Here is a 17,946-nt window from a genome sequence, read left to right as displayed (position 1 = left end):
CTCATAAAGAGAGTTTGGGATTTGTTTGGGCTTGAAATTTGCTAAAGTCCCGATATTAGTTGTTCAACACTGTCACGACATTACATCCTCAGTTATCGAAATGTTGAAAGTTTTTGCAACACAGCCTTCCAATCCAAGGTATTATTGCCTTCTCGATGGCAGAGAATCTTTACGGTTGTTAGAAGCTTACGACCTTAAAAAGTGGGCACTTGATGAATCTAAAAAAGGATAATAAATCCTATTAAGTGGTCGTGCAAAATTAATTACACATCTATACAAGCTAAATTCTTTGCCTTCTAAAAAGTGCAGAGAATTAAAATAGGTAAATAATTTTGCTCAGGTACTTATTGTATTTAACGATGATGAAACTCAAAACTAGATTTTAGTTATGGTTTCTATTTTCCTTTTTTTTCTTCTTACTTTACTATTGCCTACTTATCAAAACAAATGCCCCTAATACTCCCCCCCTCCCACTTCCAAAAAATTTCCACCCACGCCGAAACATCCTACCCAAATGAATGTTGTGGCTTACTATTAGGTCAGCAAAACCAACAGACAAAAACAGTCATCGAAGTCTGGCCTGCTGAAAATGCCTGGCAAACAGAAGCAGATGAATATTGGCCGGAACAAAAAGAATTTACAGAAGAAAAAAGATATGCCATATCCCCAGAACTAATGCTCAAAGCAATGAAATCCGCAAGAGAACGCCACCTCTCCATCATTGGCATCTATCATTCCCACCCAGACTATCCAGCTATCCCCTCAGAATTTGACCGTACCTACGCCTGGCCAGAATATTCCTATATTATCCTCTCGGTGGAAAAAGGCAAAACTATTGACTTTCTTAGTTGGTCTCTTGACGATAATCATCAGTTTCAACCAGAAGAAATTGTTAAAAGATAAGCAATAAGGTCTATAGCAGGTTTAATGTAAGTAATTTTGAGAGGAAATTACTATAACTTTCCAAGGTAGAACCCTTAAGGTAGCTCTCGCTATAATCTTTTATTTAACGGGTGCTTAATTAATGGGCAGCAAATTAAATAGCATCAGGAATAGAGCTAATACTCGCCTGATATAGCTAGAAATTTTGAGAAAAAACGGCGGTGAGTCTCATCGTTGTAGTTTGTTAAGGCTGAGACATTAGCCTGTGAAACAGAGAACTACTATCCCGTAAGGTTGAGAAATTCCCGTTAAAATCTCTGGTTTAGCGGGAGAGAAAATCATACAACACTATTTATTTCAGAAATATCTAGACCTAAATTGTCATGTTAAATCCGAATCTGGAAGAAATCCAGTTAAATACAGAAGAGTATCAACGTTATTCGCGCCACCTGATTCTACCAGAAGTAGGATTAGATGGTCAAAAACGTCTCAAGGCAGCCAAAGTTCTATGTATAGGTACGGGCGGTCTTGGTTCTCCACTATTGTTATATCTAGCAGCAGCAGGAATTGGAAATATTGGAATTGTAGATTTCGATATTGTCGATCATTCCAATTTACAACGACAGGTTATTCATGGTACTTCCTGGGTGGGTAAGCCAAAAATTGAATCTGCTAAAAATCGGATTCACGAAATTAACCCTCACTGTCAGGTTGACCTTTACGAAACCAGGCTAAGTTCTGAAAATGCTCTAGACATTCTCAAGTCTTATGATGTGGTTGTGGATGGTACTGATAATTTCCCGACTCGTTATTTGGTTAATGATGCTTGTGTGCTTCTGAATAAACCTAATGTCTACGGCTCAATTTTCCGCTTTGAGGGTCAGGCAACTGTTTTTAATTATGAAGGTGGACCGAACTACCGCGACCTTTACCCCGAACCCCCGCCCCCAGGAATGGTACCTTCCTGTGCAGAGGGTGGTGTGTTAGGAATTTTGCCGGGAATGATTGGAGTTATCCAAGCAACCGAAACTATCAAAATTGTTTTGGGTGAAGGTACAACTTTGAGTGGTAGATTATTACTTTATAATTCCCTAGATATGACTTTCCGGGAATTGAAACTGCGCCCTAATCCAGTACGACCTGTTATTGAAAAGTTGATTGATTATGAACAGTTTTGTGGCATTCCTCAAGCTAAAGCACAGGAGGCAGAAAGTAAGATGGCTATTCCAGAAATGACGGTTCAAGATTTGAAGCAATTATTGGATAGTGGGGCAGATGATTTTGTTTTACTTGACGTGCGGAACCCTAATGAATATGAAATTGCCAAAATTCCTGGGTCTGTTTTAGTACCATTACCAGATATTGAGCAGGGTTCTGGTGTAGCAAAGGTTAAGGAATTAATGAATAGTCATCGTTTAATTGCTCATTGTAAGATGGGCGGGCGATCGGCTAAAGCTTTAGGTATTTTAAAGGAGAATGGTATTGAGGGTACTAATCTTAAAGGTGGAATTACTGCCTGGAGTCAGGAAATAGATTCTTCTGTGCCTCAATATTAATTCAGAACTAAGAAGGTAGAAGGTAGAAGGAATAAAAAAGCTAAAATTTATATCAATTGCGATAATTAAATTAGTTAGAAAAAACCTTCTCCCTTGGTCAGCATTCAGCTATTAGCACCTCAGCAGTCAGCTCCCAACTTTTTAATGAATGAAGCAGGGACTCTTTTAACTTCTACTACATTTTCAACCATAGACCTGAGTTGTCAACCCATATAATTTGTGGTCGGAAATTAAAGATGTGTCTTAGAAATGGATAGCTGGCTGTTGAATACTTACCAATTTATAATTAGTAATTAATTCATTATCAAGTAATAAATAATTATCCATTAATGAACTCCCTTCTAACCTCTGTCTACTAATCAATTTTGAATACCAGTTTCAAAAATTACTCTGATTTTTGTTAGGGGATATCTTGGTTTGGTAATGCAGTAAAATTACATTTTATGGTTTTTCATATTCCCTAATTCCTTACATTGTCAATCAGTCGGCTTCCGTACTCTACTCGTTTTTTGATAGTCTCTAGTATTTTGACTCAATATTGATTAATATCAAGTCTTATTAATTAGTCATAATAGAAATATTATTCTCTTTCAACAGAGTATCTTTTCGGAGGGAATGCCCTGAAACAAAATTCCCCCTACTCCCTACTCCCTACTCCCTACTCCCTACTCCCTACTCCCTGTTCCCGAAAGTTTTTATTCTGGGTATTCAAAGAGACATAATATCAGTTCAATAATTGATAATTGATAATTGATAATTACCTCTCCCTAAAACGGATAGGATTGAATAAAAGGAAAATAAATTCATTGTTTCTCCACGGCGAGTGAAAGGCTTTATATAAAATCCGGTTATACAGTAATTGCAAAACTGCTTCTTGATTAAGACAAGTTTTCTATTAAATAGGAATTATATAATTTAATAGTTCAAATCCAATATTTCTCCTAACTCCTGTACGGGCGTTAACGATAGTTATGCGAAGCTAACGGCCGTTTCGCTGCGCGACATGAAACGCCCCTACAAGGACTGACTCCTCCGCAATACGATAACTAATTACCCGGATTATATATTAAACCTTAATTATTGGGTAAAGTTTGAGCATTTAATTTTTGAGTAGGAGAATCTCAAGTCTTTTACCCCTCAGCAAATTTCCATTTCTTGTTGATCCCTAGCAATTGTAAAGCTATTTTACATTTTTTTAATATCAGGTTCAAAATCGGTAATGATAGAAGTAGGGAAAAAAGCTAAGGCTTCCCTAAATTAATCGACTGGAGGTGAAAGTCATGGTTTTAATTGCACCACAGCCTAAACAATCAATATTAACTTACAACTTTAATCAACACCTTATGAGTTATCAAGTTTCAGACAAAGAGACGACTATAAGTAATCATAGAGCTTGCCAAGATGAGGTAATAGTGGCAACTTTCTTAGCAGAACTACCTGTAGTTTTAGCATCTCTAGAAAGTATTTCTGAGAAAAAGGATTTCAGGAGATAATGTGAATAACTGTGAGTAAACAACGAGATAAAATTTATTTTTGATCGAAGTTATTTTGCAACATAGAGTCAACATTTATCCCTATAAAATTACCAGATTTTCTGAGAAAATTGTGAATTTTGGAAAAGTCTGGTATTTCTCTATTTTGTAATAGATATGGCAGGTAGCTCTTACCTAATTTACAATATAGATTAACTTTTACCTGTTGAATTTTGCCTTTTTTCAGAATTGAAAATCAATCAACTTTATCGGGGTAAGTATTTAGATTTAAGCTATCAGCTAATTAACTTTTTTAGAGGAATTCTTATCAAGAGATTGAGATAGTTATCTGACTACAAATTCCTGAACATTATATCAAATCCGCTTAATTCAGTATAAAAAATATTCCATCTTCAGGCATTCCCAAATCTTCCTAGCTCTCCCCATCTCCCCACACTCCCACCCTTCCCACACTCTTTATCTGAATTACACCGATGTTACCGGATTTGATATTATTCCTATTTCCCATCTCCTAATACCATTTTGATAAATGTTTGCTACAAATGACTAGGGGATTTTTTAGGACTCAGGAGTCAGGAGTCAGGAGTCGTATGGGAATGCCTTTAATACCATGTTTTAGTTCAGAAATTATCTTTTTTGTCAAAGGGAAATCTTCTGAAAAATATTTTTATCCCCCTTACTATTAGTAACATTCGTAAGCATTCAGCCGTCAGCCGTTAGCTATCAGCTATTGCTTTTCATTTTACATAAAAGCTTTATTTAAACCCCAGCCCTTACAGCGCTTTTGCTGATTGATCAACCACACCGTCATAACCAAAACCCTGTAAGGAGTAATGCCATTTCCTAAGGTCATGCTCCGCAAACGCCCCTACTGTGGTCTACTGTGCAGGAAAACGGCTGTAAGACCAGAGTTCTATTGAGCCAGAATTAATCTTAACTACACTCATCCTAGTCTTATTGCTGATGGCTGACAGCTAATAGCTGAATGCTTACTAACATTCTTTTTTTCTATTGGTATAACCTTAATGCTCTAATTCATTAAAAAAGCTGAATGCTTACTTATTTTGCTTCAGACCAAACTCCAGAAAAGATATTTTTCACAGCAATTGAAATTCGTTCAATATCTTCTTTTAAAAGTGGTGGCCACATAACTCCTTTTCGTCTGCCTGCTTCAAATAATTTTAAGCTTTCCATTGCTAATAAATATAATCCGGCAACTAATTCTCGGTCTAGAAGGGGGTCTCCTTGTAATGTTTCAAAAGAAATTTTTAGAGCTAACAAAATGTTAGTTACTTGACCTGGAATGGGAGGTTTGCCTTGGTCGAGACGCATGAGAAAAGCATCGGGGTTAATTGTAGTTTCTAGGGCAGTTCCTTGGTCAATGATAAATTGACGGGCGGTTTCGTAATCCATATTAAAAGTAGAATTGTCTTGATAATATTAATTTTAGTAGTTGGGTAAAACATCCCCTTCTAAGAAATACGCTCGTAGTTTGGCTCTAAGATCAAATCCGGTAGTATAGGTATAAAAAAGCAGAGAAACAGGGTTTGTCTCAAATTCCCTTGTACGGACGTTGCATGTAACGTCCCTACCATTGCTCTCCCACAAACCCGGTTTCTTGTTACTCCGATTTCTCGGGAACCGTAGCAAACGGATTTGATATAACCCATTTGCTAGAGCCAAACTACAAACAAAAACTTTTAAAAGTCTTCTGTTTGTAATGTTAACTGTAAATTATCAATACCAAGTTCAGTTGCTTGACTACCAATCTCAATGAACTGAGTACCCCCTGGAATTATAATATCTTGACGACGAAAATTACTAAAATCATTCGGGGATTGACCAGGAGGAGTCTGGGGTAAAGGTTGTTCTCCAATTTGCTGATTATCTGCACCGAAAAATGTTACAGTATGAATTCTGTTAGGTGAAGCATAATCAAAGAAAATACTACCAGATTGAATTTGACCTACTTGAGTAATTATATCATCCAAATCAATTCTAATGGCATTACCAGTATCGTAGGCAATAACAGTATTATTGATAGTGGGATTAACATTAAATCTTCCCTCACCTCCTGGTATATTCCGACTAGCTAAAGCTACAGTATTTCTAGAAAATCCAAGGTTGGCAGAACCTTGAGGAGTATTAACTGGGATAGGAGGAATACGAGCAAAATTGGGAAACTCCTCAAACCCTAACACCTGAGTGGTAAGAGGATCATCATCAATAATTTCCAAAGTAGCGGTCGCAGGTTGACCAATATTCGCTCCACCAGTCACATTAGCTAAACTTAAATTGGCAGTTTCCGTATTTTCGTCTAATTCATCATCAAAAATAGGAATACTAACAGTTTGTTGAGTCACGTCATCTGCAAAGGAAATAGTCTCAGGAACAGGGTTGCCAAAATCACTACCTCGATTCGCTGTACCATCGGTAAGATTAATATCAGCACTTACAACTCCATCGCTGCCACCAGTCCGAGTTACTGTAACTATAGCATTCGGCGTACCTTCGATAATCCTAAAGGTGGGGTTGCTAAATTGGAGAGTACCTGGGTTGGGAAAACGATAACCGAAGTTAGTATCATTAACATTTTGAGCAGAAGACAAGGGAACAGAAATCTCTGCTGCAGTTGTGAGAGTAGCGTCAGGAGGAGAAATTGTTCTGACTGTATAATTATCTGGTGATAAGTCAAAGAAATTATAGATACCAAACTCGTTTGTAACAGTTTGTTGTTCGTTGGAGTCAGGAGTATCATTTGGATTAGTATCTAGGAAAACTGTAACGTTTGGTAATCCAGTTTCTCCTGGATCGAGGGAACCATTGCGGTTAATATCGTTAAATGTAATTCCACTGATACTTCCTGGAAATGCAAGTGGTGGATTAATTACAACGCTGACTGGAGCCGTAGAATTAGGAGTATTTGGGTTATTGCTAATAGTGTAATTGAAAGTATCTGTGAAAGGTTCGGTAGTTGTAAACCCTGGAGCGAGACTATAGATAATTTGGTTGTTAATACCATCTATAGTAACATTATTTCCAGCTTGGCTCAAATTATCAACAGCGATAATCTCTGGAAAGTTCCCTTCATCATTTGCCAAGACATTAATAGTTATAGGTTGGTCTCCTTGAGTTATGCTAGCGGTATCGGGGTTAGCAATGAGAGGGGGATCATCATCAATAATTTCCAAAGTAGCAGTAGCAGGTTGACCAACATTTGCTCCACCAGTCACATTAGTTAAACTTAAATTGGCAGTTTCTGTATTCTCGTCCGAGTTATCATCAATAATTGGAATACTAACAGTTTGTTGAGTCACGCCATCTGCAAAGGAAATAGTCTCAGGAACAGGGTCGCCAAAATCACTACCTCGATTCGCTGTACCATCAGTAATATCAATATCAGCACTGACAACTCCATCGCTGCCACCAGTCCGAGTTACTGTAACTATAGCATTATTAGTGGGTGTATTTTCATCAACGCTGAAACTGGGGGCGCTAAATTGGAGAGTACCTGGGATAGCTGGCGGTGCATTACCAAAATTTTGATTTCGAAGATTTTCGTTAGCTATAACTGTAACTGTAACATTTTGGTTAGGGGTAGTTTGAGTGAAACCTGGTTGCTGAACTTCCCGCAGAGGATATTCCCCTGGCAGAATATTTGTAATAACGTAGCTACCATCGTTATCGGTTATAGCGCTCGGTTCGTCTGGATCGAAATTATTATTCTGGTTAACATCGAGATAAATCTGAAAATTAGGCAGTCCTACTTCGCCAAGATTTTGCTCTCCATCTCCGTTATCATCTTGAAATTTTATCCCACTGATACTACCAAGCTCTGGGGTAATTGGAATCACATTAGCAGTAACAATATTTGTAGGTGTTCCATCAACTGTAAATTCTAGGTTGGTACCATTAATACTGGCAGTGTGACTAATGTTAAAGTTACCATCATTAACTCCCGTAACTGTAACAGTTTGGGGAGTAATTCCATTTTGTTCATTAAATGTTCGGGTAATCGGAATACCTGCACCTGCACCAAGATTAATTTGAAGAGGTGGGGTAATTGTAATATCGACGGGAGTAGTGGGGTTACGGTCTAAACGGATATCGTAAGTGTCAGACTCTCCAACAGTCAGAATTGTATTGCCATCAGATTCATTAATGATGACTTGTGGGTTTTCAATTTCAGCGTCATTATCAGTAATCTCAACTGTGACTTGGGATATTTCTGTGAGATTATTATAATTAGGGTCACCACTAATAACTTGATGAGTAATTCTGCCAATATGTTGTTCTTCATTTGGAATATCGTCATCTATTGCTGAAACTGTTATTGGTTGACGAATATTCCAGTTTTCTGGGGTAAAGGTGATAGAGGCAGGAACAGTCTCAACTTGATTATCTGGAACCAGGTTAATAGTAACATCTGCTATCGGAACTGTTGTTAATACTATTTCATAACTACCCGGAACTCCATCTTCTGTAGCAGTTGTTTCTTGAGGAGTAATAGAAACAGCAGGAGTTTCATTATCTGTAATATCTACTCTTACTGGTAAAGCTTGAACAGTAGCATAACTTTCATCTGTAGTAATAACTTGATGGCTAATTGTACCAATGTGGTTGTTTTCTGCAATTAAGTCATCGAAAGCTGCAACTGTTATTGGTTGAGGTCTATCCCAATTAGTATTGTCAAAAGTAATCGAGTTTATGCCTTGAATTTGCTCTCCTGTATCAAAGTCTATCCTAACTGGTAAAGTAGGTTGTGTGGTCAAAACAACTTCATAACTTCCTGTTTCTCCACCCTCGGTAGCATTAGTTCTGAGAGGTCGGATAGAAACTGCTGGAGTGTCGTTATCTGTAATATTAGTAGTGACTTGGGAAATTTCCAGATCGTCGTAATTCATATCCTCACTGGTAACTATATGACGAATAGTACCGATGTGGTTTCCTTCAGCGCTCGAGTCATCTATAGCAGTAACATTTATAGAACGCCCTACATTCCAGTTAGTATCGTCAAAAGTAATAGAGTCTATTGTTTGAATTTGGTCTCCTGTATCAAAGTCTATCCTAACTGGTAAAGTAGGTTGTGTGGTCAAAACAACTTCATAACTTCCTGTGGCCCCACCCTCCGTTACCTCAATATCAGTGGGGTTAATAGAAACTCCGGCAAGATCATTATCAGTTATATCGACTGTAACTGGTAAAATATTTATACCGTTGTAATCACCACCTGTACTGGTAGCAAGATGATTAATTATACCAAAATGGTCTCCTTCTATGTCAAAGTCGTCTATCGCTGTAACCGTTATCAGTCTTTCTGAGTTCCAGTTTGTTGAATCGAAAATAATGGGGTCTATAGCTTGAATTTCCTCTCCTGTCTCAAAATTGATAGTAACTGGGGCGATAGGTTGTGTGGTCAACACTAGAGAGTAAGCACCAGTGAAACCTCCCTCTGCAGCTTGGGTAGTAGTTACAGAAGTGGAAACTGCTGGAGTGTCATTATCAGTAATGTTGGCAGTGACGACAAATGGTGATGGTTCGCCATCTACGGTAAATGGTACTGTTTGACTGTTATAGTTTGGGTCATCAATGCTGGTGACGCTATGAGTAATGTTGCCAAAGTGAGGGCCTTCCGCTACATCGTCATCTACTGCTGTGACGTTAATAATTTGAGGAGTTAGAGCATTTGTGCTGTCAAAACTTCGTGTTATGGGAATACCTGGTCCTACACCTAGATTTGTTTGATTATCTGGAGCGATCGCTATATTAACTACGCCATCAGGAATACTATCGAGAACTATTTGGTAGGAGGTATCGGTTGTTAGACCTTCGGTAACGTTGGTTCTACCATCTGTTTGAGTAATAGAAATTCCAGCAATATTAGTAGTGTTACCGAAATTAATGTCGGGAACATTTTCGCCAGCAGCAGTAATAGTAATTGGTTGTTGGGGAGTAAGAGTCGGTCTGAAATTTAGTGGTACAACTTCCCGAACAATGTATTCACCAGGAGTAAGGTTATCGAAACGATAGTTCCCATCAATATCTGTAAATTGAAATGGTTCGTCTTGGTCAAATACTTCGTTTCTATTTTGGTCTAGGTAAATTGTTACATTTGGTATTCCAGGTTCGTCAGGGTCAAAATTTCCATCACCGTCGAGGTCGTTGAATTTTGTACCACTAATACGGCCCTGTACTTGTTGCTGCTGGTTACCAAAATTGACATTAAAAGTATCCTCAACATTTAATATTTCTCCATCATCAATTGTAATTACCGGATTTAAAGTAGTTTGCTGGAAACCCTCTTGTGCTAATTCCCTGACAAAATATGTGCCATTTGGTATATCGCTGCTGGTGAATAATCTGTAATTACCTTGGTCGTCAGTAGTAGTAGAAATGTCACCATCATCCAAAATTTCGTTGTTATTGATATCTATATATATAGTGACCTCACGTAATCCCGGTTCACCCTCATCCAAAATACCGTTACCATTAAGATCGTTAAATTTTCGCCCACTAAAACCGAAAGTATTACCAATATTAACAGTAGGATCAGGTTGGTCTGAGGTAAGACTGACTGCTACTGTTTCTGGGGTAGTCTGTAAGAAATCCTGTTGCTGTTGTTCTCTTACCGTGTAGTTATTCAGTGGTAAATCATTGAATGAGTAAGAACCATCCATACTATCACTTAATGTTTGTGGTTCTCCTTCATCTAAGATTCCATTTTCATTAGAATCTAGGTAAATTGTGAAATTTCCTAAACCTAGTTCTCCTTCATCTAAGATTCCATTTCCATTATTATCTGAGAATTTCACCCCACTAATACTACCGAGTTGTGGTTGGTCATCTACTACTTCTAATGTAAAGCTTTGAGTGTTAGCGAAGTCATCTGAGTCAGTAACTGTTAGTTGAATGTTAAAATTGCCTATATCATTGTCATCTGGAGTGCCTGTGAGACTAGCTGTTCCATCTCCATTATCAGTTAGGTTTAACCAGTCAGGCAGGTTTTCAATACTACTAATTTCTAGTTCGTTTGGGGGGGTATCAGCATCGGAAGTAGTAATTAATTGATTGTAAGGAATACCTACAGTAGCTGATTCAACTTCTTCAATAGTGAATCTAGGACGAGAACCAACTGGGATGCTGAAATTTCTCTCGAAGGAATTTCCAGCACTATCGGTGGTTTGGACTCTAAAGTCTAAGAATAGGTTGGTTTCAGAGTCTAATCCTAAAAGTTGTGTAACAAGGAGTTGGTTACCACTGATTTGAAGTAAGTTGTTGTCTTCATCTCCTTCTCCCGCTACTAAAGCATAGGTGAAACTATTGTCGTCGGGGTCTGTGGTGATGAGGTTGCGTATGGGTACAGGCCCTGTACTAGCAGGATCTATATCAAGGACTTCTAGCTGAATATTTGTAGGGGGATCGTTTCCTACATCTATCTGGGAGGCAAAAATTGAACTTGAATTTTCAGCAAATACTCCACCATAACCTACCAGCACTTCCTCCCCAAACGCCAAACCATCCCCAACATTCCCAACCTTAACCCCAAGTTCCCAACTACCGCCCAACTCTGCACTACCAACACGCCCAAAAGCAGCAGCAACACCTAACCCACTCAACTCATGCAACCTTTCCACAAAAGCTGCCCCAATATCTCCCGCAGCTACCTCGCAACCATACAATAATATTCCACCAGTTCCTATCGCCTCTCCCCACTTTTCCAACTCCCTTCCGTATGCTGCCAAATTCGCAAGACTCAACCGAGTATTACCCAACTGCAAACTACCAGGTGAACCATGACAAACAATATGCAGACTAGAAACCGGATAGTCAAAAATCGCCCTACTTACCTGTCTAACCCCATCCTCACCAGATTCCAGAATTACAACCTTTGCCCCCGGTAAAACCCCCGATACCAACATCCCATAATTTTCCACCCTGGAGTCAATAACTACCAACATCCCAAAACCAGGCGATCGCCTACTTACCAAAAAACCATTACTTGCAGAATTTTGACAGAGAATATTATCATTTTGGTTGGCAGTTAAAAGGTTCATAATCAATATTCCTGAATCTGGTTTATATTATTTTTTCCCTAACTTCAACTTAAATTCTGTAGTTGATAAAGTTGAATTTAATTATATAAATCCAAATAGAAATAACTCTATAGAAAAAACATTAAATTTTCATCTTTTCGAGCCAATAGCCTGACTTTTTTAACATTACTTAATATCTATTTGTAGATATTTTCAATATTCTTATTTTTGATAAACTTTTTAATAAATTAGTTAACCCAATCAAAGTCTGTGAAATACTTCTTCTTATCAGAGGGATGGGCAATAGGTCAAATCTGGACAGTCGGTGGCCTGTGGAATGAAATTGCCTGGAGACGGCCACCCGATATTAAAAAAATGTCAATTTCTCTCTGGGATAAAAACGAACAAATGTGGCTCCATCGGGTCGAAGATGCAGTCCTAATGGTCGAAGTTTATCCCACTGCTGAAGCTCAACAATCTGCTTCTAATCAAAATATTGGTAACGTTGTATTGACTCGCTTGATTGATGCCGAAAAAGTCTTGGAATATCTTGCCAATACCTCAGCCATTTGTCAAACTCACCATATTTAAGCCAAGAGGCAAAATATAAAAGTCAAAAGTTTGCTAATTTCTTTCTAAGTACAGTAGAAATTGCTATGGCAGTCTAAGCATTCAGCTATTAGAACCTCAGCAGTCAGCTAATAGTCGAGCCAATGTACAGGACTGATTAAAATTAGTTGATGATCTTTATTCTTTATATTTCACTTTTTGGAGATTAATTCCTTCTGACAAACAGGATAAGTTAATAACTCATAGCTGATGGCTGAGAGCTGACAGCTGTTTGCGCAGCATTCCGTAGGAAATGCTTACATAGCAGTTGCCATTACTGTTAAGACGGAACTAGCTAAAACTAAGTGAATATCCACAACTAATACTATGTCCTTATTCCTTCTTCAATTTACTTGACTATTAACTTCAAAACTCTATACAATTCTTGAAAAAGTTTTAATTTTTATGCACTCATCTGGTAAATTTGGCCATTCTGTCCGAAATAATCTCGATGATAGGACCAATATTGGAACAATTTATTTTTGAAGAGAGCATAACAACGAAAATAAAAAAGCTTTCAGAATAGTTATCACTTACAGGAGGAGTGTAGTCAATGGGGCTACCTTGGTATCGGGTACACACAGTTGTTCTGAACGATCCAGGACGACTAATTTCAGTGCATTTAATGCACACTGCTCTAGTAGCAGGTTGGGCTGGCTCAATGGCCCTTTACGAACTAGCAATTTTTGATCCTAGCGATCCAGTCCTAAACCCCATGTGGCGTCAGGGAATGTTTGTTATGCCATTCATGGCCCGTTTAGGTGTCACCCAATCTTGGGGTGGTTGGAGTGTTACAGGAGAAGTAGCTTCCAATCCTGGTTTCTGGTCTTTTGAAGGTGTAGCAGCAGCTCACATTGTTCTTTCTGGTCTGTTATTCCTAGCTGCTGTATGGCACTGGGTTTTTTGGGACTTAGACTTGTTCTTTGATGAACGTACAGGAGAACCTGCTCTAGACCTACCAAAAATGTTTGGTATTCACTTATTCTTATCTGGTTTACTTTGCTTTGGCTTTGGAGCCTTCCACTTGACGGGAGTATTTGGTCCGGGAATGTGGGTATCAGATCCTTATGGATTAACGGGTTCTGCCCAACCTATAGCCCCTGCCTGGGGACCAGAAGGATTTAACCCATTTAATCCTGGTGGAATTGTAGCTCACCACATTGCAGCAGGAATTGTGGGAATTATTGCTGGTTTATTCCACTTATCTGTAAGGCCACCAGAACGTCTATACAGAGCTTTGCGGATGGGTAACATTGAAACAGTTCTATCTAGCAGTATTGCAGCAGTTTTCTTTGCAGCCTTTGTTGTAGCTGGAACAATGTGGTACGGTAGCGCTGCTACTCCTATCGAGTTGTTTGGCCCAACTCGTTATCAGTGGGATAGTGGTTACTTCCAGCAAGAAATCGATCGTCGTGTCCAAGCTGAATTAGCAGCGGGCAAAACTGCTTCAGAAGCCTGGGAAACTATACCGGAAAAATTGGCCTTTTATGACTACGTTGGTAATAGTCCCGCTAAAGGTGGTCTATTCCGTGTTGGCCCAATGAACAATGGTGATGGTTTAGCTCAAGGTTGGCTTGGTCATCCTGTGTTTAAGGATAAGGATGGCGAGGAATTATTTGTACGTCGTCTACCTAACTTCTTTGAAACTTTCCCAGTTATTTTAACCAATTCAGAAGGTGTGGTTAAGGCTGATATTCCTTTCCGTCGTTCAGAGTCAAAATATAGTTTTGAAGCTCAGGGGGTAACAGCTACTTTCTTCGGTGGTGAACTTGATGGTCAAACGTTTACTAACTCCTCAGATGTTAAGAAGTTTGCTCGTAAAGCTCAGGGAGGTCAACCTTTTGAATTTGACCAAGAAACTTTAGGGTCTGATGGTGTATTCCGAACTAGCACTCGTGGTTGGTTTACTTATGGTCATGCTTGTTTTGCTCTTCTATTCTTCTTCGGTCATATTTGGCACGGATGCCGGACTTTGTTCCGCGATGTGTTTGCTGGTATTGACCCAGATCTAGAGGAACAAGTAGAGTTTGGTTTATTCCAGAAATTGGGTGACTTGAGTACCCGTAGGGAGTAAACATAACAAAAGAAATACTAAAATTTGGCATTAAGACAATGATGGCCAAATAAGTATCTCTAATCTTCAAATTTGATAAAAGTCCAACGATTACTTTGAAAAAAGTTACAAAGTATTTTCGTTGGACTTTTATTTGCTATCAACTGGTAAACTAATAAAGAATTGGATTTTCAGGAAATTCCCTTATGGAAAGTACAGCTTATATACTGGTATTAGCTTTGGCCTTAGGCGTAATATTTTTTGCGATCGCCTTCCGCGATCCACCTAGGATTGGAAAGTAATCATTCTTGATGAGTTTCCTATCAAAAAAATTGCCTTTTTGATAACTTATGAGTGCTGAGTTCTTAGCCCAGCACTCATAACCCAATAACTAATAACCAATGGCCATCTCCCTGAGTTGGGGAAAATTATTTATGTATGAAAAATTTCAAGTATGCTATGTCCAATTTGCCAACATACAAATAGTCGTGTTCTAGAGTCCCGGTCAGCTGAATCTGGTAAAAGTATTCGACGTCGGCGGGAATGTATGAACTGCCAGCATCGTTTCACGACTTATGAAAGAATCGAATTTGTTACAGTAACAGTGCTCAAAAGGGATGGTAAAAAGGAGTCTTTTGACAAGTCTAAATTACTTCGAGGTATTATCCGTTCCTGCGAAAAGACTGGTATTGAAGCTAGTCAGCTTGAAGCTTTTGTCAATGAAATAGAGGTTGAATTACAGGGTAGATCCCAGAGAGAAATTACCAGTGCTGAAATTGGTGAAATTGTTCTGAGTAAATTGAGTGCTATTAGTGAAGTGGCTTATATTCGTTTCGCTTCTGTTTATCGTAAATTTCAAGGTATTCGGGATTTTGTAGATACCTTAAATCATCTACAAAATCAAAAAGATAATTTAGAATTTGCTAGGACTTTGCCAAAAAGTTCTAACATTTCTCTAGAACAAGATGCTCCCGATCATGAAACACCAGCCTCTTGTACAACTTAGTCTTAAACTTGACAATAAATAGTAGACAAGTCGCTTTCAAAGGTGAAAAAAAATTAAAAATCCCTGCTCTGTCAAGCTGCTAATTATTAGCCCTGATAAATACCTGAAATTATTAGTATGTTTATATCTAAGTACGATTTTTTCAGTTTATTTAGCGATAACTCTAGTTACTATCTAGTAACTAGATTATATTTATATATGTAGTTTAAATATATTTTTGGAGTTAAGATATTTACCGAAAATTATAGCGGTTTTCACTTCATGACTTGCATTACTTCTTCCTTCTCTCCTAGATAATATGAGCCTTCTTCCTTTAAACCCAAATCTCTGTACTCTAAAAAACATGAAAACTGCTATAAGGTATAAAGCCTCTCCATTCATGTCGCTCCGCGTTTCGCTTTTCGGCTGTCGCCGACATGAAACGGGGAGCGAGATGTTTGCGGAGTATTCCGGGACGGAAAACGCGACATGTTTGCGGAGCATTCCGTCAGGAAAAAACGCGCGTTGTGGGGAGGGTTAAACGCCATATCCAACCAACCAAGAGAAGAAAAAAATTTCCTTGAGCAAAATCCTCTTCTTTATAAGAAGAGGTAATTATTAAGTGTTGAAATACCCAATACCAAACAGTTTTGTTAATGCTATGGGTTTCCTGTTTCACAGAGAGAGGGATGGATCGACTAAGTGTTAACTTAGGGCAAGGTCTTACGATGATGCTAAATATTCTCAATATCTCCATAAGACACCAAGACAATAGAAGAGATATGTGTAGGTATTTTGCCAACATCTAGATAAATTGAAAAGTTATTGGCCAAAAGTGGCAAAAAAAATAACTAGGCTCAGAGTTGTGGTAAAATAAAGTGTTTTGAATCATAATGGTAGTCTAGGAACTTGGCTTGACTCGGTAAAATTTATATTCTACTGATATATAGACCTCACTAGAGTATATCAACACTCTAGGTAAGTCGAACTCTAAATTAGAGTTATTAAAAAAATGAAGTAAATACCCAAACCTTGATTCGGCAAGTGGTATTGCTAGAAAAACTCTAATGGCCTGAAAAGTAATAGTTGCTTACCTAAAATTATACAAAAAAATAGGTTTTTCTATGAAACCATAGTTTTTGTAAAGGAAAGTTTCGTCTCATATATAACTTATAAAATATAAGTAGAGAGGCTAAAAAAACCTCAATATTTCCTATTATTTGGTGAGAGGTAAACCTATCAAGACAAGTAAAAACATTAAGGAGAGAAATCCCAAGAAAATACACGCATGATAAATTTGAAAACACCAGCCAAGGAAGTCGGCTTTACTCACGAAGATTTTGCAGCCCTACTAGATAAATATGACTATCACTTTAGTCCTGGGGATATTGTAGCAGGGACAGTATTTAGTTTAGAACCAAGGGGAGCATTAATTGACATTGGAGCTAAAACTGCTGCTTATATTCCGATCCAAGAAATGTCAATTAATAGGGTAGAAAACCCTGAAGAAGTTCTACAGTCAAATGAGACAAGAGAATTTTTCATTTTAACAGATGAAAATGAAGATGGACAGTTAACTTTATCCATTAGACGGATAGAATATATGCGGGCTTGGGAAAGAGTCCGGCAACTACAAGCAGAAGATGCAACTGTGCGTTCCCAAGTATTTGCGACGAATCGTGGTGGTGCTCTAGTTCGGATAGAAGGGTTGCGTGGATTTATTCCAGGTTCTCACATTAGTACGCGCAAACCAAAAGAAGATTTACTTAATGAAGAATTACCTCTAAAATTCCTAGAAGTAGACGAAGAACGCAATCGTTTGGTTTTAAGTCATCGTCGCGCCTTAGTTGAGCGGAAGATGAATCGCTTAGAAGTAGCAGAAGTCGTCATAGGTACAGTTCGTGGTATTAAGCCTTATGGAGCATTTATAGATATTGGTGGTGTAAGTGGTTTGCTGCACATATCAGAAATTTCCCATGACCATATAGAAACTCCTAGCACTGTACTAAAAGTCAATGATGAACTGAAAGTTATGATCATCGATCTAGATGCTGACAGAGGTCGCATATCTTTGTCAACTAAGCAACTAGAACCAGAACCAGGGGCGATGGTGAAAAATCCACAACTGGTATACGACCAAGCAGAGGAAATGGCAGCTAAGTTTAGGGAAAAACTGATGGCTGCACAGCGAGGAGAGACAATAGAAGAAACAGCAGAAACAGCAGAAACAGGAGAAGCACCGGAAGTTGAAGCAACAGCAGAAGCAGTAGAAGCACCGGAAGTTGAAGCGACAGCAGAAACAGTAGAAGCACCGGAAGTTGAAGCGACAGCAGAA

General features: G+C 38.4%; 10 protein-coding genes. 8 read left to right on the top strand and 2 right to left on the bottom strand.

Annotated elements, in window-relative coordinates; translation table 11 throughout:
* The first annotated feature begins 447 nt into the window (after positions 1-447).
* The 3 genes from ACP6PK_RS24340 to ACP6PK_RS24330 all read left to right on the top strand — a co-directional run bounded on the left by ACP6PK_RS24340 (position 448) and on the right by ACP6PK_RS24330 (position 3,931).
* Entirely contained in the window at positions 448-903 is a 456-nt protein-coding gene (locus tag ACP6PK_RS24340) for a M67 family metallopeptidase (protein WP_426563415.1), read from the top strand.
* Between the two features lie 362 nt (positions 904-1,265).
* Positions 1,266-2,438: a molybdopterin-synthase adenylyltransferase MoeB gene (gene moeB, locus ACP6PK_RS24335; RefSeq protein ID WP_426563413.1), complete on the top strand. Its 1,173-nt coding sequence runs from the start codon at positions 1,266-1,268 to the stop codon at positions 2,436-2,438.
* A 1,280-nt stretch (positions 2,439-3,718) separates the two neighbouring features.
* Positions 3,719-3,931, top strand: a complete 213-nt coding sequence (locus tag ACP6PK_RS24330; RefSeq protein WP_426563411.1) for a hypothetical protein — start codon at positions 3,719-3,721, stop codon at positions 3,929-3,931.
* A gap of 1,059 nt (positions 3,932-4,990) precedes the next feature.
* On the opposite strand, the gene ACP6PK_RS24325 is transcribed toward ACP6PK_RS24330, so the two are convergent.
* On the bottom strand, positions 4,991-5,344 hold the full coding sequence (locus tag ACP6PK_RS24325; RefSeq protein WP_094678834.1) for a Dethiobiotin synthetase: 354 nt from the start codon (positions 5,342-5,344) through the stop codon (positions 4,991-4,993).
* Between the two features lie 287 nt (positions 5,345-5,631).
* Complete coding sequence (locus ACP6PK_RS24320) at positions 5,632-11,985, bottom strand: SdrD B-like domain-containing protein (RefSeq protein ID WP_426563409.1); 6,354 nt, start codon at positions 11,983-11,985, stop codon at positions 5,632-5,634.
* Between the two features lie 249 nt (positions 11,986-12,234).
* Between ACP6PK_RS24320 and ACP6PK_RS24315 the strand changes: the two genes are divergently transcribed.
* The 5 genes from ACP6PK_RS24315 to ACP6PK_RS24295 form a co-directional block, all read left to right on the top strand.
* On the top strand, positions 12,235-12,555 hold the full coding sequence (locus tag ACP6PK_RS24315) for a hypothetical protein (protein ID WP_426563407.1): 321 nt from the start codon (positions 12,235-12,237) through the stop codon (positions 12,553-12,555).
* A gap of 571 nt (positions 12,556-13,126) precedes the next feature.
* Positions 13,127-14,647, top strand: coding sequence for a photosystem II chlorophyll-binding protein CP47 (gene psbB / locus ACP6PK_RS24310; protein ID WP_426563405.1), 1,521 nt, complete (start codon positions 13,127-13,129; stop codon positions 14,645-14,647).
* Between the two features lie 185 nt (positions 14,648-14,832).
* The gene (locus ACP6PK_RS24305; RefSeq protein WP_094678826.1) at positions 14,833-14,928 is read left to right on the top strand and encodes a photosystem II reaction center protein T; all 96 of its coding nucleotides are present in this window, start codon (positions 14,833-14,835) and stop codon (positions 14,926-14,928) included.
* Positions 14,929-15,080: 152 nt separating this feature from the next.
* On the top strand, positions 15,081-15,632 hold the full coding sequence (nrdR, locus tag ACP6PK_RS24300; RefSeq protein ID WP_094678824.1) for a transcriptional regulator NrdR: 552 nt from the start codon (positions 15,081-15,083) through the stop codon (positions 15,630-15,632).
* Between the two features lie 1,267 nt (positions 15,633-16,899).
* A partial coding sequence (locus ACP6PK_RS24295; RefSeq protein WP_426563403.1) for a 30S ribosomal protein S1 occupies positions 16,900-17,946 on the top strand: 1,047 nt, incomplete at its 3' end.

The sequence above is a fragment of the Dapis hubbardiae BLCC-M172 genome (genome assembly GCF_050016015.1).
Lineage (GTDB): Bacteria > Cyanobacteriota > Cyanobacteriia > Cyanobacteriales > Microcoleaceae > Trichodesmium.
This window is presented reverse-complemented; position numbering and strand designations above follow the sequence as displayed.